At 64.5% G+C, this 25,982-nt stretch carries 20 protein-coding genes; 13 read left to right on the top strand and 7 right to left on the bottom strand.

Annotated elements, in window-relative coordinates:
- Positions 1 to 133: 133 nt before the first annotated feature.
- From Q6A48_RS09025 to Q6A48_RS09005, 5 genes are all read left to right on the top strand, one after another.
- Positions 134 to 802, top strand: coding sequence for an ABC transporter ATP-binding protein (locus Q6A48_RS09025; protein ID WP_304553685.1), 669 nt, complete (start codon positions 134 to 136; stop codon positions 800 to 802).
- Positions 802 to 3,276 (top strand): ABC transporter permease, encoded by a 2,475-nt coding sequence (locus Q6A48_RS09020; RefSeq protein ID WP_304553684.1) that lies wholly within the window; start codon positions 802 to 804, stop codon positions 3,274 to 3,276. Before Q6A48_RS09025 ends, Q6A48_RS09020 begins: the two co-directional genes overlap by 1 nt.
- Complete coding sequence (locus Q6A48_RS09015) at positions 3,273 to 4,343, top strand: lipocalin-like domain-containing protein (protein WP_304553683.1); 1,071 nt, start codon at positions 3,273 to 3,275, stop codon at positions 4,341 to 4,343. The genes Q6A48_RS09020 and Q6A48_RS09015 overlap by 4 nt, the downstream gene beginning before the upstream one ends.
- Before the next feature lie 65 nt (positions 4,344 to 4,408).
- Positions 4,409 to 4,651 (top strand): hypothetical protein, encoded by a 243-nt coding sequence (locus Q6A48_RS09010; protein WP_304553682.1) that lies wholly within the window; start codon positions 4,409 to 4,411, stop codon positions 4,649 to 4,651.
- A 32-nt stretch (positions 4,652 to 4,683) separates the two neighbouring features.
- A complete protein-coding gene (locus Q6A48_RS09005; protein ID WP_304553681.1) occupies positions 4,684 to 4,857 on the top strand; it encodes a hypothetical protein in 174 nt (57 codons plus the stop codon).
- A gap of 374 nt (positions 4,858 to 5,231) precedes the next feature.
- Here the strand turns inward: Q6A48_RS09005 and Q6A48_RS09000 are convergent, their stop codons facing one another.
- The 4 genes from Q6A48_RS09000 to Q6A48_RS08985 form a co-directional block, all read right to left on the bottom strand.
- Entirely contained in the window at positions 5,232 to 5,750 is a 519-nt protein-coding gene (locus Q6A48_RS09000) for an Hcp family type VI secretion system effector (protein WP_304553680.1), read from the bottom strand.
- 197 nt (positions 5,751 to 5,947) lie between these two features.
- A complete protein-coding gene (hglS, locus tag Q6A48_RS08995; protein WP_304553679.1) occupies positions 5,948 to 7,324 on the bottom strand; it encodes a 2-oxoadipate dioxygenase/decarboxylase HglS in 1,377 nt (458 codons plus the stop codon).
- Positions 7,325 to 7,448: 124 nt separating this feature from the next.
- Entirely contained in the window at positions 7,449 to 8,378 is a 930-nt protein-coding gene (locus Q6A48_RS08990; RefSeq protein ID WP_304553677.1) for an alpha/beta fold hydrolase, read from the bottom strand.
- 17 nt (positions 8,379 to 8,395) lie between these two features.
- Positions 8,396 to 9,847, bottom strand: a complete 1,452-nt coding sequence (locus Q6A48_RS08985; protein ID WP_304553675.1) for a flavin-containing monooxygenase — start codon at positions 9,845 to 9,847, stop codon at positions 8,396 to 8,398.
- A 196-nt stretch (positions 9,848 to 10,043) separates the two neighbouring features.
- On the opposite strand from Q6A48_RS08985, the gene Q6A48_RS08980 reads away from it, so the two are divergent.
- A complete protein-coding gene (locus Q6A48_RS08980) occupies positions 10,044 to 11,282 on the top strand; it encodes a M20/M25/M40 family metallo-hydrolase (protein WP_304553673.1) in 1,239 nt (412 codons plus the stop codon).
- Positions 11,283 to 11,366: 84 nt separating this feature from the next.
- On the opposite strand, the gene Q6A48_RS08975 is transcribed toward Q6A48_RS08980, so the two are convergent.
- From Q6A48_RS08975 to xthA, 3 genes are all read right to left on the bottom strand, one after another.
- Positions 11,367 to 11,699, bottom strand: a complete 333-nt coding sequence (locus tag Q6A48_RS08975) for a DUF6124 family protein (RefSeq protein ID WP_304553672.1) — start codon at positions 11,697 to 11,699, stop codon at positions 11,367 to 11,369.
- A 465-nt stretch (positions 11,700 to 12,164) separates the two neighbouring features.
- Positions 12,165 to 13,499 (bottom strand): substrate-binding domain-containing protein, encoded by a 1,335-nt coding sequence (locus tag Q6A48_RS08970; RefSeq protein ID WP_304553671.1) that lies wholly within the window; start codon positions 13,497 to 13,499, stop codon positions 12,165 to 12,167.
- A 226-nt stretch (positions 13,500 to 13,725) separates the two neighbouring features.
- A complete protein-coding gene (gene xthA / locus Q6A48_RS08965) occupies positions 13,726 to 14,538 on the bottom strand; it encodes an exodeoxyribonuclease III (RefSeq protein WP_304553670.1) in 813 nt (270 codons plus the stop codon).
- A 172-nt stretch (positions 14,539 to 14,710) separates the two neighbouring features.
- Between xthA and Q6A48_RS08960 the strand changes: the two genes are divergently transcribed.
- The 7 genes from Q6A48_RS08960 to Q6A48_RS08930 all read left to right on the top strand — a co-directional run bounded on the left by Q6A48_RS08960 (position 14,711) and on the right by Q6A48_RS08930 (position 25,923).
- Positions 14,711 to 15,355: a GNAT family N-acetyltransferase gene (locus tag Q6A48_RS08960; RefSeq protein WP_304553669.1), complete on the top strand. Its 645-nt coding sequence runs from the start codon at positions 14,711 to 14,713 to the stop codon at positions 15,353 to 15,355.
- A 65-nt stretch (positions 15,356 to 15,420) separates the two neighbouring features.
- The gene (locus tag Q6A48_RS08955) at positions 15,421 to 17,148 is read left to right on the top strand and encodes an autotransporter assembly complex protein TamA (protein WP_304553668.1); all 1,728 of its coding nucleotides are present in this window, start codon (positions 15,421 to 15,423) and stop codon (positions 17,146 to 17,148) included.
- Entirely contained in the window at positions 17,145 to 20,831 is a 3,687-nt protein-coding gene (locus tag Q6A48_RS08950) for a translocation/assembly module TamB domain-containing protein (RefSeq protein ID WP_304553666.1), read from the top strand. Before Q6A48_RS08955 ends, Q6A48_RS08950 begins: the two co-directional genes overlap by 4 nt.
- A gap of 220 nt (positions 20,832 to 21,051) precedes the next feature.
- Positions 21,052 to 21,525: a MarR family winged helix-turn-helix transcriptional regulator gene (locus Q6A48_RS08945; RefSeq protein WP_304553665.1), complete on the top strand. Its 474-nt coding sequence runs from the start codon at positions 21,052 to 21,054 to the stop codon at positions 21,523 to 21,525.
- Positions 21,522 to 22,991, top strand: coding sequence for an efflux transporter outer membrane subunit (locus Q6A48_RS08940; protein ID WP_304553664.1), 1,470 nt, complete (start codon positions 21,522 to 21,524; stop codon positions 22,989 to 22,991). Before Q6A48_RS08945 ends, Q6A48_RS08940 begins: the two co-directional genes overlap by 4 nt.
- A 15-nt stretch (positions 22,992 to 23,006) precedes the next feature.
- Positions 23,007 to 24,209, top strand: coding sequence for an HlyD family secretion protein (locus tag Q6A48_RS08935; protein ID WP_304553663.1), 1,203 nt, complete (start codon positions 23,007 to 23,009; stop codon positions 24,207 to 24,209).
- Between the two features lie 184 nt (positions 24,210 to 24,393).
- Entirely contained in the window at positions 24,394 to 25,923 is a 1,530-nt protein-coding gene (locus Q6A48_RS08930) for a DHA2 family efflux MFS transporter permease subunit (RefSeq protein WP_304553662.1), read from the top strand.
- Positions 25,924 to 25,982: the final 59 nt, after the last annotated feature.

The following is a 25,982-nucleotide window of genomic DNA, read 5'->3' as shown; positions in this document are numbered from 1 at the left end:
AAATTGACGCTGGACAAGGGGGTGGATCCATACCCTGACAAACGGTTGGGACGAATCCAGCCTTTGCGGTGGATAGGGCCCGGCGTTCAACTCCGCTATCCTGAGCGTCACGTTTTCCCATCAGAGTCTGCCCATGCTGGAAGTCCGCGACGTTTTCAAAAGCTACGCCACGCCCCAGGGCCCGTTGCCGGTGTTGCAGGGCGTCGACCTGACGCTGTCGCCGGGCAGCAGCCTGGCGCTGATGGGGGAGTCCGGCAGTGGCAAGAGCACCTTGTTGCACCTGGTCGCCGGGCTGGACAAGGTCGATCGCGGCAGCATCCGCAGCGGCGAGTACCGGCTAGATGGCATGAGCGAAAGCCAGTTGGCCAACTGGCGGCGGACGGAAATCGGCCTGGTCTTCCAGCAGTTCAATCTCATCAGCAGTTTGTCGGTGGCGGACAACCTGGCGTTCCAGGCGCGGCTGTGCGGTCGCCATGACCCGACCTGGCAGGCCCACCTGGTGCAGCGGCTGGGCCTCGCGGATTTGCTGCGACGTTATCCCGAGCAACTGTCCGGCGGCCAGCAGCAGCGGGTGGCGCTGGGGCGGGCACTGGCGTCGCGGCCGCCGCTGTTGCTGGCCGACGAACCCACCGGCAGCCTCGACGAAGGCACCAGTGACGACGTGTTGCAGTTGCTGCTGGAGCTGCTGGCCGACAGCCCCACCAGCCTGCTGATGGTGACCCACAGTCCTCGGGTGGCCGCCCGCCTGGCCCAGCGCGTGGTGTTGCACGGCGGTCGTCTCGCGCAGGTGGCCCAAGGGTGATGATCTTTCGCCAGACCCTCAAGGCCTTGCTCAGCCACTGGCGCCAGCACCCGGTGCAGTTTTTCAGCGTGCTCACCGGACTGTGGCTCGCCACCGGCCTGCTCACCGGTGTGCTGGCGTTGAACAGCCAGGCCCGGGACAGCTACGCCCGCGCCAGTCAGCTCATCGGCGGCGAACCGCAAGCCAGCCTCAGCGCCCCCGGTGGCGGCACGTTCCCCCAACAATGGTTCGTCGACCTGCGGCGCCAGGGCTGGCCGGTGTCGCCGTTGTTGCAGGCGCGGGTCACCCTCGAAGGGCATGTCGACCAGCGCTTGCAATTGATGGGCATCGACCCGGTGTCGTTGCCGCCTGGCGCGGCATTGGCGGGGCAAGCGCGGGACATCAGCGAGGTGGTGGGGTTTTTCAGCGACCCTGGCCGCACCTGGATCGCCCCGCAAACCTTGCAGGCGTTGGGGCTGCGCGAGGGCGACCAGCCCCGGACCGTCGAAGGGCGGTCCCTGCCACCCTTGCACCTCCAGCCGGACATGGCCCCGGGCGTGCTGTTGGTGGACATCGGTTTTGCCCAGCAAGCCCTCGGGCTGCCGGACCAGCTGTCGCGCTTGCTGCTGCCCGCGACGTTCAACGCGACCCTGCCGCAAGGGTTCGGCGGCCGTTTGCAATTCAAGCGCGCCGATGAAGAAAACAACCTGTCGCGCCTTACCGAAAGCTTTCACCTGAACCTCGATGCCCTGGGGTTCCTGTCGTTCGTGGTGGGGTTGTTCATCGCCCACGCGGCCATCGGCCTGGCGCTGGAGCAGCGTCGCAGCCTGTTGCGAACCCTGCGGGCCTGTGGGGTCAGTGCGCGGCGGCTGGTCACCAGCCTGGCCGTCGAACTGGGGGCGCTGGCCTTGATCGGCGGCATCGCCGGGGTGCTCAGCGGGTATTGGCTGGCGAGCCTGTTGTTGCCCGATGTCGCCGCGAGCCTGCGCGGGTTGTATGGCGCCGAAGTGGCCGGGCACCTGAATCTCAGCCCGTGGTGGTGGCTCAGCGGGATTGGCCTGAGCCTCTTGGGGGCGCTGCTGGCCGGCGCCGACAGCCTCTTGCGGGCGGCCCGCTTGCCATTGCTGGCGCTGGCCAATCCCCAAGCCTGGCATCAGGCCCATGCGCGCCGGTTGCGACGCCAGGGGTGGGTGGTGGCGCTGGCCGCATCGATCGGTTTCTGGGCGTTGATCCGGGGGGACAGCCTGGCCAGCGGCTTTGTCCTGATGACCGCGTTGTTACTGGGTGCCGCCCTGGCCTTGCCGGTGCTGCTCAACGGCGTGCTGGACCTGTTGCTGCGGCGCAGCCGCTCGGTGCTCGGGCAGTGGTTCCTGGCCGACTGTCGCCAGCAACTGCCGACGCTGAGCCTGGCGCTGATGGCTTTGCTGCTGGCGTTGGCGGCCAACATCGGTGCGGGCAGCATGACGTCGGGTTTCCGCCAGACGTTCAACCATTGGCTCGAACAACGCTTGACCTCGGAGTTGTACGTCAGCCCGCAGACCCCGGCCCAGGCCGCCGAGCTGCAGGCCTGGCTCAAGCAGCAGCCGGCCATTACCGCGGTGCTGCCCAACTGGCAGGTCGCCGTTGCCTTGCAAGGATGGCCGACGGATATCTTCGGCATCATCGATCACCCTGCCTATCGCCAGCATTGGCCGCTGCTGGAGGCGTCCGCTGATCCGCCGTGGGAACAACTGGCCAGCGCCGATACCCTGATGCTCAGCGAACAACTGGCGCGGCGCCTCAAGGTGAAGATCGGCGACCGGTTGACCTTGCCGACCCCCCAGGGACCGTGGACGCCCCGGATCGTCGGGATCTACGCCGACTACGGCAACCCCAAGGGCCACGTGCTGATCAACGCCGATCACCTGCTGGCGCACTGGCCGCAACTGACGCCGTATCGCTTCAACCTGCGGATCGAGCCGGCCGCGATCCCGGCGCTGCTGGCCGCGCTGCAAAGTCGGTTCGACCTGGACGACAGCCATATCGTCGATCAGGCCCGGCTCAAAGGCTGGTCGACCCAAGTGTTCGAGCGCACCTTTGCCGCCACCGCGGCCCTCAACAGCCTGACTCTGGCGGTCGCTGGCGTGGCGCTGTTCATCAGCCTGCTGACCCAGAGCCAGAGCCGCCTCGGCCAGTTGGCCCCCTTGTGGGCGCTGGGGGTGACCCGCCGACAATTGATGCTGCTCAACCTCGGCCAGACCTGGCTGCTGGCCTTGTTGACCCTGGTGCTCGCCTTGCCGCTGGGCATTGCCCTGGCCTGGTGCCTGGACACGGTGATCAACGTCCAGGCCTTCGGCTGGCGCCTGCCGTTGCAGATCTTCCCGTTGCAACTGGCGCAGTTGCTGGCGCTGGCGATGTTCGCCACGCTGTTGGCATCGGCCTGGCCGCTGTACACGCTGTACCGTACCCAGCCATCGGATTTGCTCCGGCATTTCGCCCAGGAAGACCGCCCATGAAGTTCAGGATTGGCCTGCTGCTGTTGGCGTTGCTCGCTGGCTGCGACAACCCGCAAGCGCCAGAAAAGGGCTTTGCCGGCCTTGGCGACCAGGCGGTCGCGTTCATGCCGGTGGTGCCGGGACGGGTCTTCGGTTTCCCGGCCGACCACGGCGTCCACGAGGGTTACCGTATCGAGTGGTGGTACGTCACCGCCAATCTGAAGGACGCCCAGGGTCGCGATTTTGGCGTGCAGTGGACCCTGTTTCGCAACGCCTTGAACGCCGCGCCGCCGGCCGCGGGCTGGCGTAACCAGACGATCTGGCTCGGTCACGCGGCGGTCACCTCGGCCACCGTGCACCATGCCGCCGAGCGCTACGCCCGTGGCGGCGTAGGGCAGGCCGGGGTACAGGCGACGCCCTTCGAGGCCTGGATCGATGACTGGCAGTTCAGCACCCAGGCGTCAGGCGCCGATCCATTGGCGGATATGCAGCTGAAGGCCCGCGACCCTCGGTTCAGCTATGCCTTGCGGCTCACCTCGACCCGGCCGTTGGTGTTGCAAGGAGACAACGGTTTCAGCCAGAAGTCCGAGCAGGGCCAGGCCTCGTACTACTACAGCCAGCCGTTCTTCCAGGCCAGCGGCCAGTTGGAAATCGACGGCCAGCGCTACACGGTCAGCGGCCCGGCCTGGCTGGATCGCGAGTGGAGCAGCCAACCGCTGACGGCGAACCAGACCGGGTGGGACTGGTTCTCCCTGCACCTGGACAGCGGTGAACACCTGATGCTGTACCGCATGCGCCACAAGGACGGCGCGCCGTACCTCACCGGCACCTGGATCGATGCCCAGGGTCGTTCGCAAACGCTCCGGGCTGGCGATATCGAATTGGCGCCAGGCGATACCGCCCGGGTCGCTGGCCGCGCGATGCCGGTGCGCTGGTCCATCAAGGTGCCGGGCAAGCATCTGGATATCACCACCGAGGCCTTGAACCCCGCCGCCTGGATGAACCTGCGCATTCCATACTGGGAAGGGCCGGTGCGGTTGAGCGGCAGCCACGGCGGTATCGGCTACCTGGAAATGACCGGCTACTGATAATCGCCGGAACTCCCCGGGAGCGTCGGCCCTCATAGCTTATGAACGCCTCGCAGGAGCCCGCCATGAGCGATGACCTCACCCCTCCGTCGCTGGCCGATTGGCAGCGGCTGTTCGACGACAAGGCCTACTGGCAGCAGTCGCCCGATGCTCATTTCACCGAACTGATGCAGGTGGCCAATGACCTGTTCGGCCAAGGCGCCATCGACCTGGCGCAGTGGCAAGCGTTGAAAGCCCAGGCCGAGCAACTGCATCAACGCTCGCCCGATGCCAACGTCGCGGAAGAAGTCGCCGACCCCGACGCCTGATTCCACGCTTGTAAAGACTTGAGGAAACCGCCATGAAACATTCCACCGAATCCACCCAGCACAACCCTGACGACCCCGCGATGCCCGGTGAGGTGGAGCGCGACAACGACGCCCTGCGCCCCAACGACCCGGCCAAGCGCAAGCAGCAAGGCGGCGATGAGCAAGCGGGGGAGACCGATGCGCAGAAGACTGGGCGGCGGGGTTGATGCGTGGTGGCCCTGACGGTCTGACTTTCGAGCCAGGCCGCCCTTGGGCATGGAAGTTTTTGTACTGGATTTAATATTTGTAAAACTGTTTGTATAACTTTGTACTTTAACAAAGTAGGTCGTGGCGTTTTCATCCGGTGATGTAACGCATCGGTTTTAAACATTGTGTTGCACATAAACAATTATTTAAACGAGAACGGCGGACACACCCTGCAACTTCCACTATTATTGTGCCCGTTCGCCCAGTGTCAGGCTCTTTACCAGTGCATGGAATGCCGAGGCCATCGCACTGGGCGAACACCCTTGGAGTCAGTACTTTCCTAATTCAGCGCACATCGTCCGGTGGGTTTTTGATGAAGGCACGGGCATTTTTTCTAGCCCGCCACGGGCGCGCGCCAATCATCAACGCCCATCGTGCCGCAGACTTCATGATTCCAGGTGATCTTGCGATACGAGAAATGCACATCCTCCAGATGGGTAAAGTGTGCGTTTGTTGGATCCTGGCAGTTGAACATGTAGTCCTTGATCTCGACGATGACTGCGTCAAACATCGTCGTAGTGAAATAGTGCTCCTGAGTGCCCTCTGCTGAAGTCCGCATCCACTGAATTTCTACCTTTTCCAGGCGTTCGCCGCTTGTAAGTGCTGCCTGCAGCAAAGGGGTGGCCTTGTCGAACACCTTTGTGATGACGAGAGGATGATGCACGCGCTGGCCTGTTGGTTGACCGGACTGGGGATCTCGCGGGACGGTAATGTGGTGCTGGAAACCCTGCACCAGGATCTGGTCTTCATGGCCCTCTTGATAGATGTTGCCGACCGATTGGGCCGAAAAGGCACCGGCAGTGATCAGACCTTGCTTATAGCCTTCGATAACCATATACGCGGGGGTAGCCAAGGATGTTCTCCTTCCTGGATAGCCTGGGACGGAAGTCGTTCCAGGGACCCGACGGATATCAAGAGCTGTGCCACCTCGAAAAAACTCATACAAATCAATATATTGAGTAATTTAACCGGTATCGCCATGCCATTCCGGCAGGAAAAACGCATCAAGGCTTGCCTGGTTCAACGCAAATTCCTGCCGAGCTACTTTTCCTATACACCCAGCGCAACCATGCACTCATCGATGGAGCGCTGCTGCGTCTGCGCATACAGACCCAGCTCGTCGATGGTCGAGCGTCCCAGGGCCTCTTCGAAAGCCTGGCGGTTGGATTGTCCGGCGTAGTGGCTCTGGGCGGCGTCACCCAGGTTCGACTGGAAGATGCCCGCCGCACTGACCGGCAGGAAGTCCTCGTATACGAGGGGCTCGGCGCGCAGGTAGCGCAGTTCCAGCAAGCGCTCCAGGGAGGCCGGCGTTTGGAGGGTACCCTTGGCGGCGAGGCCTTCCGGTGTCACGAAGTAGCGGAAGTAGGCCAGGGCCTGGCGGCGCAGTTGCTCGTGGTCGTCCGGGAAGGCCGCGAAATGTTCGCTCATCAATGCGTCGTGGCGCTGGGCGTTGGCTTCGTTGGGAAACTCCCCCAGCGCATCGCGGGCCGCGTTCAGCAATTGATCGTAGAGGGCTCGGCCCTTGGGCGTGAGGGCGGCACCGCGTTGTTCGATTTCACCGAAGCGGGCGCTGTGGCTGCCTTGGGCCTCGGGTTGGTCAGTGAAGGCGACAGGTTCGTCGAGGGCCTTGAAGCTGGTCTGGCGCAGCAGGATCGGGCACTGGCGACGGGGCGGGCCTTCGATCACCGCCTTGGGGGTGATGCCGTGCACGGGCATCTGGGCCTGGACGATATCGATGTCCAGGGTCCGTGGGGTCAGGTGGTTGATGTGCGGGCCCTTGAACGCGACCACGTCGGCGATCAGCCGATGTTGCGCGCTCAACTGCCGGTATTGGTCCGCCGTCACGGTGGCGCTGGGGTGCCAGCGAAAAGTTTCCAGGGCCTGCCGGACAAAGTCGTCCGCCTGAGGCTCGGTCAGGCCCCCCTCGCGCTCGGCCAGGGCGATGAGTTCCAGGGCGCCGGGGGTGAAGATCTGCCGCTTGGCCAATACCGACTCGGCAAACGCCCGCAGCCCGGCGTTCTCGATCAGTTCCAGGCGCAGGAGGGAGGTGAATACCCTGAACGGGCTGACTTGCAACGCACGTTCATGCACGGCGCGGAACGCGGTGGAATGCACCGGCACCCCGGCGGGCGTGAGGTCGTAGTAGCCCACCGGCTGCATGCCCATGACCGCGAACAGTCGCCCCAGGGTCGCCAGCTCCGCCGCGGTGCCGACGCGGATCGCGCCGTGACGTTCCAAGTCCAGGCGTTGCAGTTCGCCGGTGCTGCGCAGGTGAGCGGCCAGGGCGGGATCTTCCGCCAGGACCTGGGCGTTGGTGTGCTCCACCAGCTTCATCAACGCGCCATACAACGGCACCTCGTCGCGGTACATGTCGGACATCGCCCGGGAGAAGCGTTGACGGATCAGGTCGGGGCTGACGAAGCTCATGGTGGGCGTTCCTGGCTATGGCAATCGGGAGAGAAGTTGCACGAAAGATCGCAGCCTTCGTCGGTGCCGACAAACGAAGAATCTTCAGGACTTCATTCTGCCAGGGACTGATCCCGTGGCGCCGCTACTGTCCCAGGCCCTTGAGGAATGCCCGGTACAACGCCGCGGTTTTTCCCGGTTTCTCGACCATGGGCATGTGGCCGACGCCGTCCCAGATTTCCACCCGCAGGTCGGCGATGCCCTTGCTCCACACCGGCACGCTGCTGACGTCGATCAGCCGGTCCTTGCGCCCCCAGAGCAACAGCGACGGTGCGCGGATGTCGCTCAGGTGCGGCTCCATCGGCGGGCTGGCGCGAAAGTCGACGAAGATCTCCGCCAGTTCATCCCGGCGCTGCTCGTAGCGTTGCGCCAATGCCGCCAGCACCACGCTCGGCACCCAGGGCGGCGAGGCCATGGTCATGGCGTAGAACGGCGCGAATTCATCCCGCGAGTGCACGAGGAACGGGTTGTGCCCGGCGGCCAGGTGACGCTCCATGTCGCTGGGCTCGGGGGCGGTGACGCCGGCGGGGTCGATCAGCGCCAGGGTCGAGACGCGCTCGGGGTAGGTGGCCGCCAGCCATGCGGCGAGGTGGCCGCCCATGGAGTTGCCGATCACATGGACCTTGTCCAGGCCGCAGGCATCGAGCAGCTCGATCGCGCGCCGGGCCTGGGTCGGGATGTCGTAGCCGCCGCCGGCCTTGAAGCCGGTCTCGCCATGGCCGGCGAGGTCGGGGATCACCACCCGGTAGTCACCGACGAAATGCCGGGCGAAGCGCAGCCACAGATTCTTGTCGGCGCTGTAGCCATGCAGCATCAGGATGCTCCCGGAGGCTTCATAGGGCCCGCCCTGCCAGGTCGACACGGTCATCTCGCTGATGGGCACGGTGATCTTGTGCAACCGGTAGAGTCGCGCCTCCAGGGCCATGCTCATGTCATACAGCACATGGCCAATGCCCGGATACGTCAACCAGCTCCAGGCGATAAACACGGCAAGGACTACCCACAACACCAGCATGTCACGCCCTCCATGGGTTACGACAGGATGTGATCCGCCGGCTTCAGGCGACGGGTCAACCAGTAATAAGTGAAGCTGAAACCCGGGAACATCGCGATCACATGACCGCTTTTGCTTTGATACCAGCTGTGACAGCCACCGGATTTCCACACGGTGCGCTGCATTTCCCGGTGGATCATCTCGGTGTAGCGTCGTTCCGCGTCCGGCCGCACTTCGACGCTGCGCAGGTTTTGCCGCTTCAGCGTGCGGATGCAGTCGAGGATGTAGTTCATCTGCGCTTCGATGATGAACAGCGCCGAGGTGTGGCCGATGCCGGTGTTGGGCCCGGTCACGATGAACAGGTTGGGAAAGCCCGGCAGGCTGGTGCCCAGGTAGGCGCGGGGATACGGGTCCCATACGGTGCGCAGCTCGGTGGCGTTCTTGCCGGTCACGGGGTAGGAAATCACCCCGTCGGTGGCGTCATAGCCGGTCGACCAGACGATCAGGTCCAGCTCGATGTGCTGGCCGTCCCGCATGATGATGCCGGTCTCGTCGAGGGCGGCGATGCCTTGCTCGCGACCGTGCACGCTGACGTTGGGCCGGCACAGGGCCGGGTAAAGTGTATTGGAGAGGATCACGCGCTTGCAGCCGATCAGGTAGTCCGGGGTCAAGCGCTGGCGCAGGTGCGGGTCCGGCACTTGGCGATGCAGTCGCTTCAATGCCTTGCGCTGGACCATGCGCACCGCCAGCCGTGAATATTTGAAGGCGATCACCCGGGTCTCGAATTGCCAGTAGATCGACCAGCGCAACAGCGTGCGCATCGGCGCCAGGCCCAGTAGCCAACGCTCGAAGCGATTGAACGTGCGGTCGGGACGCGGCAGCACCCAATGGGGCGTGCGCTGGAACACGTGCAGGTGCTCGACCTGCGGGGCGATGGCCGGAATCACCTGGGCGGCGCTGGCGCCGCTGCCGACAATGGCCACGCGTTTGTGGCGATGGTCGTAGGCGTGGTCCCAATGGTTGGTATGAAAGGCCTTGCCCTGGAAGCGCTCCCGGCCTTCGAACGCCGGGATCACCGGTTGGCTGAGGGGCCCCGTGGCATTGATCAGGAACTGCGCGCGATAGACCTGGCGATGGGTCTGGACCACCCATTGCCGGGCGTCGTCGTCCCATGTCACTCGCTCGACATTCGTTCCCAGCTGTACTTTATCCCGCAGCTTGAAGCGCTCGATCACGTCCTGGGTGTAGCGCTGCAATTCGTCCTGCCCGGCGAACATCTGCCGCCAGTCATAGGCGGCGAAGGACAGGGAATACAGGGGCGAGGGAACGTCCACCGCCGCGCCGGGGTAGGTGTTCTGGCACCAGGTGCCACCGAAAAAGTCCCGGCGCTCGAGTATCAGGAAATCCTCGATTCCCTCTTTCAGCAAATTGACCGCCGCGCACTGGCCTCCAAACCCACTGCCGATGATCAACACCTGGTAACTGCGCATGGGCCTCCTTCCTCGGAATATGCCGGACCCTTGTCATGTATAGCCAAAATCGGCGGCTTACCCAGTATTCGAGACGAATAAAAAAACCTGGCGCCCTTGGGCGGGGGCCGGCCCCTGGGGCGCGGGTCACTGGAGCCTCGGGCCAGAGTCGGGTAGGGTGCCCGTGCACCTTTCGCTACGGAACAAGGATGAAATCATGACGATGACCGCTCTTCGCACCCGCCTGGCCGTCAGCCTCGGCCTGAGCCTGGCCCTTGGCGCCCTGTCGCCCGTCGCCCTCGCGCAGCCCCAGCAGCAGGTCCTGGCCCACGCCGAACAGTACAAGGGCGAGGCCCTGAAACTGCTGGAACGGCTGGTCAATATCGACTCCGGTTCCGGGTATGTGCCGGGCCTGACCCAGGTCGGCGATATCACCGTCGAGGAGCTGAAGAAGTTGGGCGCCACCATCGAGAAAGTGCCGAACTCGGACGGCACCCAGCACATCCTCGCCACACTCAAGGGCAGCGGCAAGGCCAGGATTCTGCTGATGGCCCACATGGACACGGTGTTCAAGGAAGGCTCGGCCGCCGAGCGTCCTTTCCATATCAAGGATGGGCGGGCCTACGGGCCGGGGGTGATGGACGACAAGGGCGGCATCGTCGCCGGGGTCTACGCCTTGAAGATCCTCAAGGACCTCGATTTCAAGAACTACGCGCAGATCACCTTCCTGCTCGATGCCAGCGAGGAAACCGGTTCGGACGCCGCCACCGACCTGATCAAGAAAACCGCCAAGGCCCATGACGTGACCCTCAACCTGGAACCGGGCCGCCCGGCGGATGGCCTGGTGGTGTGGCGCAAGGGCAGTGCCACGGCGTTGCTGGAGGTCAAGGGCAAGGCGTCCCACGCCGGGGTGGCGCCGGAGCTGGGGCGCAACGCGGCAATGGAAGCGGCGCACCAGGTCCTGCAACTGGGCAAGCTTGGCGATGCGGAAAAGAAAACCACCATCAACTTCACCGTGCTCGACGCTGGCGATCGGACCAACGTGATTCCCGACCACGCCAGCGCCAAGGCCGACGTGCGGGCGGCGGTGCCGGAAGAATTCGACCGCATCGAAAAAGACCTGGCGCGGGTGTCGCAGGACAAGTTGATCGCCGACACCGAGGTCACCACCAGCCTCAAGCGCGGCCTGCCACCGATGCCACAGACGGCGGAGTCGGACCGGTTGATGGCCATGGCCCAGGGCATCTATGGCGAACTGGGACGCAAGCTCACCGAAGAGGGCAGCGGCGGCGCGGCGGATGCCAGCCTTTCGGCCGGGGTCGGCACGCCGACGCTGGACGGGTTTGGCATCGTCGGCGGCAACATCCACACCCCGGAGGAATACGCCGAAGTGGAAAGCGTGGTGCCGCGGGTTTATCTGTTGTCGCGGATGATCATGGAGTTGGCGGGGCGGTAACGCGCAGCCCCATTCTTTAAGGATACGCAGGCTCTTGTGGCGAGGGAGCAAGCTCCCTCGCCACAAGTTATTTGGGTGAGCCACCTAGCGCGCTTCGACGTTGTCCAGAACGCGGTTTGCCATCTGCCCACTCAACTCGATCAATTGGTGGATACCCAGCGCGATGTGGCGCCTTGAGCCTTCCAGATCGAAAGCCAGATCGCTAAGCATGGCATTGGCCGAGGCCAGGGTTTCGCTGAGGTTGGCGAGCAGGGATTCGGTGTCGACACCGTTGACAATCGTGAAGAGTTGGCCGGGATCAGCCTCGGTTTGGGTGGCTTTGGGCTTGAGGTAGTAGTCGAGGGCGCGGTCGGCGGCTTTGTCGAACGCTTTTGATGTTGGATCGGTATCCGGTGGATTCGGTGTTGGCTTGAACATGGATGAAACTCCTTGGTTATTGGAGCCGCAACCTTTTGCTACCAAACATTGGGTGGCGGCTGTACGCAGGTTGGTAGACCGGGTACCAAGGCAAACCCAGCGCGCCACGAGGGCGCCCCGCGCACAGCCGCCATAATAAATATGCCGAAGCCGTGCGCCTTAGTTTTACCCGGGCTACCAAACCCGATCGCTGATTCGTCAGCGACCGGAAAACGATAGAGCCGGGCCTCCAGGCGCACAAGCCGGCGGATTCTGGCGTAGTTGTAGGCAATGGCGCAAGGTGAGGGCGTTCGGTCCTACATCAAGAATAATGAGGTAAACATCCAGGCTTTTGAGGTCAGTCCACGCTGTGGGAGCAAAGCTTGCCCGCGATGAAGATGACGCGGTCTCCTGGCGAACCGAGGTGCCTGCATCGCGAGCAAGCTTTGCTCCCACAGGAATTTGTGTTGCGCCGCTTGACCAGGTTCAGTAAACCCAGACCTCCACCCGCCGGTTCCTGATCCGCCCCCCATCCTCGCTGTTGGCCGCCACCGGCATCAGCGCGCCGAAGCCGCGTACCTCGCGCAGGGTCACGCCGTACTTGACCAGTTCGCGCCGCACCGCCATGGCCCGCAGTTTGGATAAGAGGTCGGCCCGCGCCGGGTCGTCCTTGGCATCGCCAAAACCCACCAGGGTCACGCGGCGTTCGGTCTTGCCGTGCTTCTGGATGTAGTCGAGCACTCGGCCCAGATCTTGATGGGCCTTGTTGTCCAGGTTGGCGCTGCCTTCTTCGAAGCGAAAATTCACGGTCAGGCGTTGGGCATGGCGACTCAGGGCCTGGTAGCCCTCGGGCATCAGGGCGTTGGGTGTGACGGCCATGGCCTGGACGGTCTGGGCGATGAATCCGTTGGCCGCGACGATGGCCTGGCCCTGGTCGCTTTGGGCGAACTCAACCAGTGCCGTGGCCCACGGGTTGGTATCCCGAGGAGGCAAATAGAAAAACAGCCGACGGGACAAGGGATAGTCTTCGGTAGCGATCAGGTGGTTCAACGGCAACATGGGTTGCGAGTCGCCGTCGACGATCGCCAGCGCCTTGGCCTGGCGTATGTAGGGCAAACCGATGAAGCCGATGCCTAGCGGATCCTGGCTGACCGCATCCGACAACTGTTCGCTGGACTCGAAGCGCCGGGCTGAAGGATCCAGTCGTTTTCCCTGACGGCTGAGGACCAGGTCCTTGAAGGTGTCGTAGGTGCCGGACTGTTCATCCCGGGCATACAAATGAATCGGCCCGCCAGTGACGCCCACCGCTTCCCAGGTCTTCGCCTCGCCGCTGAATATCCGCGCCAGTTGCAGGGTATCGAGCTGACGCAGCGGGTTTTGCGGATGGAGAATGATCGCCAGGCCATCAATGGCAATGACCTGCTCGGCGGCGGGACCTTTCAGGTCGCCGAGGGACGACAGTTCCTTCAATTCGCTGTCCTTGATGGGACGGGACGAGGCGGCCAGCTCGGCGTTGCCCTGCTTGAGGGCGGCAAACCCGGTGCTGGAGCCGTGGGCGGCGATGTCGATTTCCACTCGCTGGCCGTCGGCGGTCTGGCCGACGATTCGCTGCTCGTTGTCCCGGCCGGTGATTTCGGCGCTGACCTTGAGCAGGCCCTGATCCTCCATCAAGCCCTTGACCAATGCCGGCCCCAACGCCGCGCCGATGGTATTGGAGCCTTGGAGGCGCAGGGCCGGGCCCTGTTCGGGTATGGGCAAACTGTCGGCCGATGCCAGGAACGGCAGCCAGAAGCCGATGAAAAAGACAACGCGCAGCCGCATGCCGGCACCTTCTGAAGCCGAGGAAGTGCCGGAAGATTAAGTCAGTCAGGTTACTGAAAGGTGACAGGGTTGCGACTTGCCAGGCGCAGCAGAGTGATGCGGGAGCAGTGTATTGTGGGAGCAAAGCTTGCTCGCGATGAACGATGACACGATCCCGCCGTTAAATCGGGGCGTCTGTATCGCGAGCAAGCTTTGCTCCCACAGGGTTTGTGTGGATGCGTTGGATTCAGCTCAACTGCAGCCAGATCGGTGCATGATCCGACGGCTTTTCCATGCCCCGCAGTTCATAGTCGACGCCGGCATCCTTGACCCGTGGCAGCAGGCCGTGGGAGGTGAGGATCAGGTCGATGCGCAGGCCGCGCTTGGGTTCGTCCTCGAAGCCGCGGCTGCGGTAGTCGAACCAGCTGAATCGGTCGGTGACGGCCGGGTTCAGGTGCCGGAAGCTGTCCACCAGGCCCCAATTCTTCAGCCGGGCCATCCACTCGCGTTCTTCCGGCAGGAAGCTGCATTTACCGGCTTTCAGCCAACGCTTCATGTTGTCCGGGCCGATGCCGATGTCGCAGTCTTCCGGGGAGATGTTCACGTCGCCCATCACCACCACCGGCTGGTCGTTGCGAAAGCGGCTTTCCAGCAGTTGCTGCAGGTCGCTGTAGAACCGTGCCTTGGCGGGGAATTTGGTCGGGTGGTCGCGGCTTTCACCCTGGGGGAAATAGCCGTTCATGATCGTCACCGGCACGCCGTTGGCGTCGGCGAAGGTGCCCCAGATGAAGCGCCGCTGGGCGTCTTCGTCGTCGCCCTCGAACCCTTTGTACAGGCTCAGTGGCGGCTGGCGGGAGAGCAGGGCGACGCCGTAGTGGCCCTTCTGCCCGTGGTAATGCACGTGGTAACCCAGGGCCTGGATCTCGGCCAGGGGGAATTGTTCGTCGTGAACCTTGGTTTCCTGCAGGCCGATCACGTCCGGTTGGTGCTTGTCGATCAGCGCCGCCAGCTGATGAGGACGGGCCCGCAGCCCGTTGATGTTGAAGGAGACGATCTTCATGGTCGGCTGTCCTGGCAAAACTGCGATGCTAGCTGACATGTAGGACGGGGGCCAGCGTGGCAGTAGGACAAATGCACTGCTAATGTCCTTTGCAGGTAGGAACGATCACGACCCTATCAGGTTCGTACTCATAAGCGCTGGGCCTCACCGAGCCCAGAGGAGATCCAACGCCATGCCTGAAACCGCCATCGCCGACATCCATATGCTCGACAGTGGTTATTCCCGCGAAGCCCGTTCGTTGCTGTACCAGGCCTATCGCCACGAGCCGACCTTCAGTTTCCTGTTCGAATCCGAGCGTCCCGGCTATGAACAGCGGGTGCGGGCGACGGTGCGGGAGTTGGTGAAGCAGCATTTCCTCCAGGACCTGCCGGCCATCGGCTTGCTGGTCAACGATCGGCTGATCGGCATCGCCTTGATCGCACCGCCCCAGCGGCGCCTGGGCATCACCGAAAGCTGGGCCTGGCGTTTGCGCATGGTGTTGAGCACGGGATTTCGCTGCACCCGGCGCTACCTCGAGTACCACGCGGCGGTGACGGCCTGCCTGCCGTCGGACGCGGTCCATGTGTTGCCGTTGCTGGGCATTCACCCCCAGTTCCAGGGCCAGCATTATGGCGAACAGTTGCTCACGGCCGTGCACAATTGGTGCGCGGTGGACGAGCATTCCCAAGGCGTCGTGCTGGACACCGGCAACCCGCGTTACCTGGCGTTCTATAAGCGCCAGGGCTATGAGGAAATCGGCGAGATCGCCGTCGGACCGATCCGCGAGCACGTGTTTTTCCACGCCAATCCGCAGGTCCTGCATAGCGCAACGGCTTGATCGGACGAACTTTCAGGACGAGTCTGGCTCTATCAGGCTCCCAAGCCCGTGATAGCATCCGCGCCATGAATGTTTCAGGAAGAATGACCAGCGGCGTGCTCATGCTGTCCCTCAGCTGCGCGGCGCTGGCAAACAGTGAGTTGGAGGTACGGGTCAAGCCGGCCAACGACGCACTCAAGGCCAACGTAGAAGGTTATATCGGCGGCGTGGGCGATCGTGACGAGGACGCGCTGCTGCGCTTCAGTCGCGGTGCCGAGGAGCAGGCCCGCAAGGCCGCCCAGGCGTTGGGCTACTACCAGCCGCGGATCGACAGCGAGGTCAAGGGTGGCAAGGATCCGCGCCTGGTCCTGAGCATCGATCCCGGCGAGCCGGTGCACCTGCGCAACGTGACCCTGCGCATCGATGGCCCGGCGGCATCCCTCAAGGGCTTTCGCCTGCCGGACAACCCCGGCCTCAAGCCCGGGGCGGTGCTCAACCACGGTCGCTACGAAGACGCCAAGCGCCTGATCCAGAACCAGGCTTCGCGCTACGGTTTTTTCAGTGGGCGCTTTACCCGCCAACAATTGTCGGTGGACCCCCAGGCCGGTGTCGCCGACATCGAGCTGGTCTACGACAGCGGCCCGCGCTACGCCTTGGGGCCGGTGAGTTTCGAAGGCGACACGCCGTTCGACGAGGACCTGCTGCGACGCATGGTGCCGTTCAAGGCGGGCACGCCCTACGACTCCGAACTCATTGCCGAACTCAACCAGGCCCTGCAATCGAGCGGCTATTTCGAAGGCGTGCGGGTCGACGCGGCGCCTACCGCCGCCACCGATAACGTGATCCCGGTGGCCGTCAGGCTCGACACCCGCAGGCCACGCACCATGGGCCTGGGCCTGGGCTTTTCCACCGACGTCGGCCCGCGGGCCAAGGCCAACTGGACGCGTCACTGGGTCAACCCCCAAGGTCACAGTTATGGCTGGGAGGCCGAGGTCTCGGCGCCTCGGCAGAACGTCGGCCTGTGGTACGACGTGCCGCTGGACCCGCCGCTGACCGACAAGCTGCGCTACGCCGGCGGCTATCAATATGAAGAACTGGCCGGCACCGACACCCTCAGCAAGTTGCTGACCCTCGGCCCGGAATGGCACAGCAAGTTGCCCAGTGGTTGGCAGCGGGTGGTGTCGCTCAAATGGCAACGCGAAGAATACCGCCTGGGCGACGATTCGGGCTTGAGCACGCTGTTGATGCCGGGCGTCAGCTATTCCTACCTGCGCAGCGACAACCGCATCGACCCGCACAACGGCTACCGCTTGCAGTTCGAGACCAAGGTCGCCAAGGAGGGGCTGGGTTCGGACAACAACCTCGTCTACGGCACCGCGATGGTCAAGGGCCTGACCACCGTGTTCGACAAACATCGCCTGCTGGCCCGCGCCCAGGTCGGTGGCAGCGCCACCAATGGCTACAAATCCGTCCCGCCGTCCCTGCGCTTCTTCGCCGGCGGCGACCAGAGCGTGCGCGGCTACGATTACCAGAGCTTGTCGCCGGAGAACGCCGAGGGCGATCGCATCGGTGGCCGCTACATGGTGGCCGGCAGTCTCGAATACCAGTATTCGGTTGCGCAGAAATGGCGGGTGGCGACCTTCGTCGACCAGGGCAATTCGTTCAACAACCTTGAGTTGCCGAGCCTCAAGACCGGCGTGGGCATTGGCGTGCGCTGGGTGTCGCCGGTGGGCCCGATCCGCCTCGACCTGGCCCATGCGCTGGACGACGAAGGCGGCATTCGATTGCACTTTTCCATGGGGCCTGAGTTGTGAGTCGTGGTGTGAAAATAACGCTGCTGGCGCTGGGTACGCTGCTGGCGGTGGTGGTATTGGCGCTGGGCATCATCCTGGGCAGCGCGTTCGGCAGTCGCTGGGCCCTGGGCCTGGTGCCGGGGTTGGATGTGGAGCATTTCCAGGGGCGGCTGGGTGGGCAATGGAGCGCCGATCATCTGCTGTGGCAACAGGACAGCCGTCGGCTGGAGATCGATGGGCTGGTCTTCGCCTGGTCGCCGCTGTGCCTCACGCGCCTGACCCTGTGTATCGAGCAGCTCAAGGCCGACCGGATCAGCCTGCAACTGCCGCCGTCCATCGATGAACCGAGCAGCGGCCCGATCAGCTTGCCGGACCTGGACCTGCCGGTGGCCATCGAGCTGGGGGACGTGCAGGTCGGGCGCCTGGACTTCAATGGCAGCGAGCAATTCAAGGGGTTGCAGTTGGTCGCCCACTGGACGGCCGCCGGCTTGCAGATCGACTCGGTGCAATTGCAGCGCGACGAACTGAGCCTGCAGCTTTCCGGCCTGCTGAAACCCGGCGGTGACTGGCCGCTGAAGGCCGCCGGCCAGTTGACCTTGCCCGCTCCGGGGGACATGCCATGGACCCTGGACCTGAACGTCGACGGCGAGCTGCTCAAGACCCTCAACCTCAGCGCCGACAGCCGCGGCTACCTGCAAGGTCGCCTGGTCGGCGAGTTGCAGCCGCTGGCCGACCACCTGCCGGCCAAGGTGCGGGTCACCGCCGACGGCTTCAAGGCCAGCGCCGGGCTGCCGGATACCCTGTTGCTCAACCAGGTCGAACTGACCGGCGAGGGCGATCTGGAAAACGGTTATCGACTGCTCGGCAAGGCGACCCTGCCCGCCGAGAAAGGTCCCGTGGCGTTGTTGCTGCAAGGCACGGTGGACGCCAACGGCGCGCAGATCGCCGCCCTGGACCTGGCGGCTGATGAGCAGCACAGCCTCAAGCTCAGCGGCCAGGTGGATTGGCGCAAAGGCCTGAGCGCAGACGCCAAGGTCGCCTGGGTGGATTTTCCCTGGCATCGGCTTTATCCGCTGATCGATGAGCCGCAAGTGAGCGTGCGCCGCTTCGACGGCGAAGTCTCGTACACCGACGGCAGCTACCTCGGTCACTTCCAGGCCGCGCTGGACGGACCGGCCGGAGCCTTCAGCCTGGCCAGCCCGTTCAGCGGCGACCTGAAGCAAATCCATCTGCCGCAACTTCAACTCATCGCCGGCCAGGGCAAGGCCGAAGGGCACCTGGACCTGCAATTTGCCGAGGGCATCGCCTGGGACACTGCCCTGGCACTGTCGGCCATCAACCCGGCGTACTGGCTCGGCGAACTGCCTGGCACCCTGGCGGGCCCCTTGCGCAGCAAGGGATCGATCAACAACGGCCGCCTCGACCTCGACGCGGACCTGGACCTCAAGGGCAAGCTGCGGGGCCAGCCGGCGCTGCTCCAGGCCCGGGCCAGCGGCGCTGGCGAACAGTGGACACTCAGCGCGCTGGACATCCGCCTGGGGGATAACCGCATCAACGGCACTGGCAGCCTGCAACAGGCGCTCACCGGCCAGATTGATATCAGGCTCTCGCGCCTGGCCCAGCTCTGGCCGCAATTACGTGGCCAGGTCATGGGTCGCGTCGACGTCGCCGGGACGCTCAAGGCGCCCCAGGGCAAGCTCGGCCTGCAAGGCACCCAACTGGCGTTCCAGGACAACCGCCTGCAAAGCCTGAACCTGGACGCCACCCTTGACCGCACGCAGCGGGGCAAGGTCGACCTCAAGGCCAGCGGCATCCATGCCGGCGACACGGCGCTGGGCGTGCTGACCGTCAGCGGGCAGGGCGATATCAAGCAACAGACACTCACCCTGGACTTGCAAGGGCCGCAACTCGACACGACGTTGGCACTGGATGGCGCACTCGACCAGGGCAACTGGCGCGGACGCCTGGCCAGCGGCGCGGTCCAGGCCGGTGGCCAGGCCTGGCGCCTGCAAGCCCCGGCGAAACTGGAGCGCCTGGCCAACGGCACGCTCAATGTCGGCGCCCATTGCTGGCGCTCCGGCCCGGCCAGCCTGTGTGGCGAAGACCAGCGGCTGATGCCGGAGCCGAAGCTGCGCTATCGCCTCAAGCAGTTCCCCATCGAAAGCCTGGCCCAGTGGATGCCCAAGGATTTCGCCTGGCAGGGCCAGCTCAATGCCGACCTGCAACTGGACCTGCCGGCCAGCGGCCCGAACGGGCGGATCCTGGTGGACGCCAGTGGCGGCACGTTACGGATCCGCGACAAGGACCGCGACCAGGCGCCGTGGCTGGACTTCCCCTACCAGACCCTGACCCTCGATAGTCGCCTGACCCCCAAGCGCATCGACACCCAGCTGAACTTCGTCGGCGCGCGGCTGGGCGAGCTGATGGTCCAGGCACAGATCAATCCGCTGCCGGCCAGCAAACCCCTGAGCGGCTCGTTCCGCCTGACCGGCCTGGACCTGTCCGTGGCCCGGCCGTTCGTGCCGATGGTGGAAACCCTCACCGGGCACCTGAACGGCAGCGGGACGTTGTCCGGCGGCTTGCTGGCGCCCCAGGTCAACGGCAACCTGGTGCTCAGCGATGGCGAAGTGTCCGGGCCCGAACTGCCGGTCAGCCTCGAAGCCCTGCGGCTGCGCGCGATGATTGCCGGCGAAACGGTGCGGCTCGAGGGCGACTGGAAAAGCGGCAAGGACGGGCAGGGCAGCCTAACCGGGGAAATCGGCTGGGGCCAGGCCTTGAGCATGAACCTGGCGCTCAAGGGCTCGCACTTGCCGGTCACGGTCGAACCGTATGCGGTGCTGGACGTGGCGCCGGACCTCGACATCACCCTGCATGGCGAGCGCCTGGCCATTGCCGGCAAGGTCCTGGTGCCCAAGGGCGAGATCACCGTTCGCGAGCTGCCGCCGTCCACCGTCAAGGTCTCGGATGACACGGTGATCGTCGGCCACCAGACCGAGGAGGGCAAGCCGCCGATCGCCATGGCGATGGACATCGATGTGATCGTCGGCCAGGACAAACTCGCGTTTTCCGGCTTTGGCCTGACCGCCAACGTCCAGGGCCAGGTGCACATCGGCGACAACCTGGACACCCGCGGCGAACTCTGGCTCAACGATGGCCGCTACCGGGCCTATGGCCAACGGCTGACGGTACGGCGCGCGCGGCTGCTGTTCGCCGGGCCGATCGACCAGCCTTACCTGGACATCGAGGCGATCCGCCAGACCGATGACGTGATCGCCGGCATTCGCTTGAGCGGCAGTGCCGAGCAGCCGACCACGCAGATCTTCTCGGAGCCGGCCATGAGCCAGGAGCAGGCGCTGTCCTACCTGGTGCTGGGCCGGCCGCTGAGCACCACGGGCGAGGACAACAACATGCTCGCCCAGGCGGCGCTGGGCTTGGGCCTGATGGGCAGTTCCGGGGTGACCACCAGCCTGGCCAACAACCTGGGCATCAGCGACTTCCAGCTCGACACCCAGGGCAGCGGCGACACCACCAGCGTGGTCGCCAGCGGCAATCTCTCGGAAAAACTCAGCCTGCGCTACGGCGTCGGCGTGTTCGAACCGGCCAACACCATCGCCCTGCGCTACAAGCTCAGCAAGAAGGTCTACCTCGAAGCCGCCAGCGGCGTCGCCAGTTCCCTGGACATCTTCTACAAGCGCGATTTCTAACCCTTCTCCAAGGCACTTGTGGGAGCGGGCTTGCTCGCGAACGCGGTGTATCAGTTGGCGATTTGCTGACTGACACCCCGCGTTCGCGAGCAAGCCCGCTCCCACATTTTTGCGCCTCTGTCTGGGCATGTATAGCAAGCTAACTATTTTGTTGACATTTGCTGCCTAAGCAGTAATATCTCGACATACATTAACTGCCTAGGCAGCAAACGGTGTCCAGATGAAGCATTTCACCCCAGACGAATTCCACAAGTGTCATCTCGGCTTGCTGCTCGGGCGTGCCGCGCTGCTCAAGGACCGGATCATCGATACCCACATGGAACCGGTCGGCATCACGGCGGCGCAGTTCAAGGTGTTGATCATCATGGCCCAGCACGGTATCGACACGCCGGCCGAGCTGTGTCGCTACCTGTCCCTGGACAGCGGTTCGATGACCCGCATGCTCGACCGCCTGCAACAGAAAGGTTTCCTCGCTCGCCAGCGCTCGGTGGACGACCGGCGGCAGGTGCTGCTGGTCCTGACCGACGCCGGCCGGGCGTTGGCGGATCGCCTGCCGGTGATCGGTGCCGACGCGATGAACCAGTTGGCCAGCGCCATCAGCCGCGAGGAGCTGGAAACCCTCGAACGAATTCTCAAGAAAATTCTGCTTGCCGCCGGTGATCCCATCACCGTGTTGCGATTGGGGGCCCAATGAAGCGTAAGACCTTGCGTACCCGCCTGAGCCTGGTGCTGCTCGCCATGAGCCTGGCCGGCTGCGCCAGCTACAGTGGCCTGAAGACCGAGGGTGTCAGCCTCGAGGCCCAGAGCCTCAAGGCCGGGCAATCGCTGAACGGTGTCAGGTTGTCGCCGGCCGCGTGGCCAAAAAGCGATTGGTGGACCAGCCTCGGCGACCCGCAACTCGACGGCCTGATCCGTGAAGCCCTGCGCGACAGCCCGGACATGCAGATCGCCAGCGCCCGGGTGCATCAGGCCAGTGCCGCCGCCTACGCGGCCAACGCGGCGCGCCTGCCGACCCTGGATGCCAGCGGCAGCGTCAGCCGTTCGCGCCTGTCCCGCGACGAAGACCCAACAGGCGAGGGCGGTGCCTACAGCACCTTGCGCACCCTGGGCGTGGACTTCAACTACAACTTCGACCTCTGGGGCGGCCAGCGGGCTGCCTGGGAAGCCGCCCTGGGCCAGGCCCGTGCCGCCGAGATCGATCGCCAGGCCGCGCAACTGACCCTGGCCGCCGACGTGGCCCGGGCCTACAGCGACCTCGGCCAGGCCCACATCATTCATGACCTGGCGGCGGAAGACCTCAAGCGTACCCGGCAGATGCTCGACCTGAGCAAACGCCGGCTCAGCGCCGGGATCGACAGCGAATACCAGTTCCAGCAGACCGAAAGCCTGGAAGCCAGCGCCGATGCCACCTTGATCGACGCCGAGAAACGCCTGCAAAGCGCCAAGATCGCCCTGGCGGTACTGCTGGGCAAGGGCCCGGACCGGGGCAATGAAATCGCCCGGCCCAACGTGCTGCAATCGAGCGCGGTCGCCTTGCCGTCGAACCTGCCGGCCGAGTTGCTGGGCCGTCGCCCCGACCTGGTGGCCGCCCGTTGGCGGGTCGAGGCCGCGAGCAAGGACATCGAGGCCGGCAAGACCAACTTCTACCCCAACCTCAACCTGAGCGCGGCGGCGGGAGTCCGGTCGCTGTTGGGCGATGCGATGTTCGGCTCGCCCAGCCGCTTCTTCAACGTGGCGCCGACGGTGTCGCTGCCGATCTTCGACGGCGGACGCTTGCGCGCCGACCTGGATGCCCGGGATGCCGACTACGACCTGGCGGTGGCGCAGTACAACAAAAGCCTGGTCAAGGCCTTGGGGGATGTCAGCGACACCATCAACCAGTTGCGTGACATCGCCCGCCAGATCGGTGCCCAGCAACATGCCACCGATATCGCCCAAAGCTCCTACGACACCGTGGTCCAGCGCTACGGCTCGGGCATCGGGAATTACCTGGACGTGCTGAGCATCGAGCAGCAATTGCTCCAGGCCCAGCGCCAACTGGCGAACCTGAATGCCGAGCAGATCGACTTGTCGATCCAGCTGATGCAAGCCCTGGGCGGCGGTTTCGAACCCCAGGCCCTGGCTGCGGCCACCCCGGCCTCCACTGCGCCGAACAACTGATTCGAGGTATTTGTCATGGCCACTGCCGACACTACGCAACCCTCCCAAAACCCGCAGGACAGCGGTAACCCGCGCAAGCGCAAGGTCATGCTGCTGGCCGTCGCGGCCATCGTCGTACTGTGCGGCCTGGGCGTCTGGGCCTGGCACGAACTGTACGGGCGCTGGAATGAAAGCACCGACGATGCCTATGTGAACGGCAACGTGGTGGAAATCACGCCGCAGGTCACCGGCACCGTGGTGAGCATCGGTGCCGACGACGGGGACCTGGTACGCGAAGGCCAGATACTGGTGCAATTCGACCCGAACGATGCCGAAGTCGGGCTGCAAAGTGCCCAGGCCAACCTGGCCCGCACCGTGCGCCAGGTGCGGGGCTTGTACAGCAACGTCGACGGCATGCGGGCGCAGGTCAACGCCCAGGAGGCCGAGGTGCAGAAGGCCCAGGAGAACTACAACCGGCGTCGCAACCTGGCGGCCGGCGGGGCGATCTCCCAGGAAGAACTGTCCCACGCCCGCGATGACCTGACCTCGGCGCAAAATGCCCTGGCCAACGCCCGGCAGCAGCTCAAGACCACCAGCGCCCTGGTGGATGACACCGTGGTGTCGTCCCATCCCGACGTGCAATCGGCCGCCGCGCAACTGCGCCAGGCGTTCCTCGCCAATGCCCGCAGCACCCTGATCGCGCCGGTCACCGGCTACGTCGCCAAGCGCACCGTGCAACTGGGCCAACGGGTGCAGCCGGGGACGGCGTTGATGGCGGTGATCCCGCTGGACCAGTTGTGGATCGACGCCAACTTCAAGGAGACCCAGCTGCGCGACATGCGCATTGGCCAACCCGTGGAGATCGAGACCGACCTTTACGGCAGCGACGTGAAGTACAGCGGCACGATCGACAGCCTTGGCGCCGGCACCGGCAGCGCGTTTGCCCTGCTGCCGGCGCAGAACGCCACGGGTAACTGGATCAAGATCGTCCAGCGGGTGCCGGTGCGGATCCATGTCAATGCCCAGGAACTGGCCGACCATCCGCTGCGGATCGGCCTGTCGACCGTGGTCAACGTCAACCTGCACGACCAGAGTGGCCCGGTCCTGGCCCAGCAGCCCCCGCAGAAGGCCACCTTCAGCACCCAGGTCTACGACCGGCAACTGGCCGACGCCGACGCGATGATCGCCCGGTTGATCCACGAAAACAGCGCCGCGGCGAGCAAGACGGTGCAGCGCTGAACGCTGTCCGCAGGATCTGTGCATTTGCAGGAGGGTGCCGAACCCTGTGGGAGCGGGCTTGCTCGCGAATGCGCAGGATCAGCCAACGCAGATGTTGATTGTGGAATCGTCTTCGCGAGCAAGCCCGCTCCCACAGGGGCTTGTCCTGAGGGATTTCGCCACCTTCGCTTCATAGGATTTCGCAATGAGCAATAACGCGTCCTTCACACCGCCCAGCCTGTTGCTCAGTACCATCGGGCTGTCGCTGGCGACGTTCATGCAGGTGCTCGACACCACCATCGCCAACGTCGCCTTGCCGACCATTTCCGGCAACCTGGGGGTGAGCTCGGAGCAGGGCACCTGGGTGATCACTTCGTTCGCGGTGAGCAACGCCATCGCGCTGCCGCTGACCGGCTGGCTGAGCCGGCGGTTTGGCGAAGTGAAGCTGTTCCTGTGGGCGACGATGCTGTTCGTGCTCGCGTCTTTCCTGTGCGGTATCTCCACCTCGATGCCCGAGCTGATCGGTTTTCGCGTGCTCCAGGGCCTGGTGGCCGGGCCGTTGTACCCGATGACCCAGACCTTGCTGATCGCCGTGTACCCGCCGGCCAGGCGCGGGATGGCCCTGGCGTTGCTGGCGATGGTCACGGTGGTGGCGCCCATCGCCGGGCCGATCCTGGGCGGCTGGATCACCGACAGCTACAGCTGGCCGTGGATCTTCTTCATCAACGTGCCCATCGGTGTCTTCGCGGCGATGGTGGTGCGCCAACAGCTCAAGGAACGTCCCGTGGTCATCAGCCGCCAGCCGATGGACTACGTCGGGTTGATCACGCTGATCATCGGTGTCGGCGCACTCCAGGTGATCCTCGACAAGGGTAACGACCTGGACTGGTTCGAATCGAACTTCATCATCATCGGCGCGTTGATATCGGTGATCGCCCTGGCGGTGTTCGTGATCTGGGAGATGACCGACAGTCATCCGGTGGTCAACCTGCGGCTGTTCGCCTATCGCAACTTTCGCATCGGCACCATCGTGCTGGTGGGTGGCTACGCCGGGTTCTTCGGCATCAACCTGATCTTGCCGCAATGGCTCCAGACCCAGATGGGCTACACCGCCACCTGGGCCGGGCTGGCGGTGGCGCCCATCGGTATCCTGCCGGTATTGATGTCACCCTTCGTCGGCAAGTACGCCCACCGGTTCGACCTGCGCGTGCTGGCCGGGCTGGCGTTCCTGGCCATTGGCCTGAGTTGCTTCATGCGGGCCGGGTTCAACAACGAAGTGGACTTCCAGCACATCGCCCTCGTGCAGTTGTTCATGGGCATCGGCGTGGCGCTGTTCTTCATGCCGACGCTGAGCATCCTGATGTCGGACCTGCCGCCGCACCAGATTGCCGACGGTGCCGGGCTGGCGACGTTCCTGCGGACGTTGGGCGGCAGCTTCGCGGCGTCGCTGACCACCTGGATCTGGATCCGCCGGGCCGACCTGCATCATGCCTACCTGAGTGAGCACATCAGCACGTTCGAGCCAAGCACCCGCGCGGCCCTCGACCAGTTGGGCGGTGCGAGCGCACCGGCTTACGCGCAGTTGGACCATATCCTCACCAGCCAGGCGTACATGCTGTCCACCGTGGATTACTTCACGCTGTTGGGCTGGGCGTTCATGGGGCTGATTGTGTTGGTGTGGCTGGCGAAGCCGCCGTTTGCGGCGAAGGCGGGGCCTGCCGCCAGCGGTCATTGATTCGAGCGCAGTCCCTGTGGAAGCGAGCCTGTGGGAGCAAGCCTGTGGGAGCAAAGCTT

It is taken from the genome of Pseudomonas citrullilanati (assembly GCF_030580855.1).
In the GTDB taxonomy this organism is placed as follows: domain Bacteria; phylum Pseudomonadota; class Gammaproteobacteria; order Pseudomonadales; family Pseudomonadaceae; genus Aquipseudomonas; species Aquipseudomonas citrulli.
Note: the sequence above shows the minus strand (reverse complement) of the source record. Positions and strands in the feature narration are given on the sequence as shown.

Excerpts from the sequence above, each read along its gene's own strand:
- Q6A48_RS08940 (WP_304553664.1), top strand. The coding sequence starts at position 21,522 with ATGAAGCGTAAGACCTTGCGTACCCGCCTGAGCCTGGTGCTGCTCGCC.
- Q6A48_RS08985 (WP_304553675.1), bottom strand. The coding sequence starts at position 9,847 with ATGCGCAGTTACCAGGTGTTGATCATCGGCAGTGGGTTTGGAGGCCAG.
- Q6A48_RS09010 (WP_304553682.1), top strand. The coding sequence starts at position 4,409 with ATGAGCGATGACCTCACCCCTCCGTCGCTGGCCGATTGGCAGCGGCTG.
- Q6A48_RS08990 (WP_304553677.1), bottom strand. The coding sequence starts at position 8,378 with ATGCTGGTGTTGTGGGTAGTCCTTGCCGTGTTTATCGCCTGGAGCTGG.
- Q6A48_RS08935 (WP_304553663.1), top strand. The coding sequence starts at position 23,007 with ATGGCCACTGCCGACACTACGCAACCCTCCCAAAACCCGCAGGACAGC.
- Q6A48_RS08980 (WP_304553673.1), top strand. The coding sequence starts at position 10,044 with ATGACGATGACCGCTCTTCGCACCCGCCTGGCCGTCAGCCTCGGCCTG.
- xthA (WP_304553670.1), bottom strand. The coding sequence starts at position 14,538 with ATGAAGATCGTCTCCTTCAACATCAACGGGCTGCGGGCCCGTCCTCAT.
- Q6A48_RS08930 (WP_304553662.1), top strand. The coding sequence starts at position 24,394 with ATGAGCAATAACGCGTCCTTCACACCGCCCAGCCTGTTGCTCAGTACC.
- Q6A48_RS08975 (WP_304553672.1), bottom strand. The coding sequence starts at position 11,699 with ATGTTCAAGCCAACACCGAATCCACCGGATACCGATCCAACATCAAAA.
- Q6A48_RS09005 (WP_304553681.1), top strand. The coding sequence starts at position 4,684 with ATGAAACATTCCACCGAATCCACCCAGCACAACCCTGACGACCCCGCG.
- Q6A48_RS08970 (WP_304553671.1), bottom strand. The coding sequence starts at position 13,499 with ATGCGGCTGCGCGTTGTCTTTTTCATCGGCTTCTGGCTGCCGTTCCTG.
- Q6A48_RS09020 (WP_304553684.1), top strand. The coding sequence starts at position 802 with ATGATCTTTCGCCAGACCCTCAAGGCCTTGCTCAGCCACTGGCGCCAG.
- Q6A48_RS08955 (WP_304553668.1), top strand. The coding sequence starts at position 15,421 with ATGAATGTTTCAGGAAGAATGACCAGCGGCGTGCTCATGCTGTCCCTC.
- Q6A48_RS09015 (WP_304553683.1), top strand. The coding sequence starts at position 3,273 with ATGAAGTTCAGGATTGGCCTGCTGCTGTTGGCGTTGCTCGCTGGCTGC.
- Q6A48_RS08945 (WP_304553665.1), top strand. The coding sequence starts at position 21,052 with ATGAAGCATTTCACCCCAGACGAATTCCACAAGTGTCATCTCGGCTTG.
- Q6A48_RS08960 (WP_304553669.1), top strand. The coding sequence starts at position 14,711 with ATGCCTGAAACCGCCATCGCCGACATCCATATGCTCGACAGTGGTTAT.
- hglS (WP_304553679.1), bottom strand. The coding sequence starts at position 7,324 with ATGAGCTTCGTCAGCCCCGACCTGATCCGTCAACGCTTCTCCCGGGCG.
- Q6A48_RS09025 (WP_304553685.1), top strand. The coding sequence starts at position 134 with ATGCTGGAAGTCCGCGACGTTTTCAAAAGCTACGCCACGCCCCAGGGC.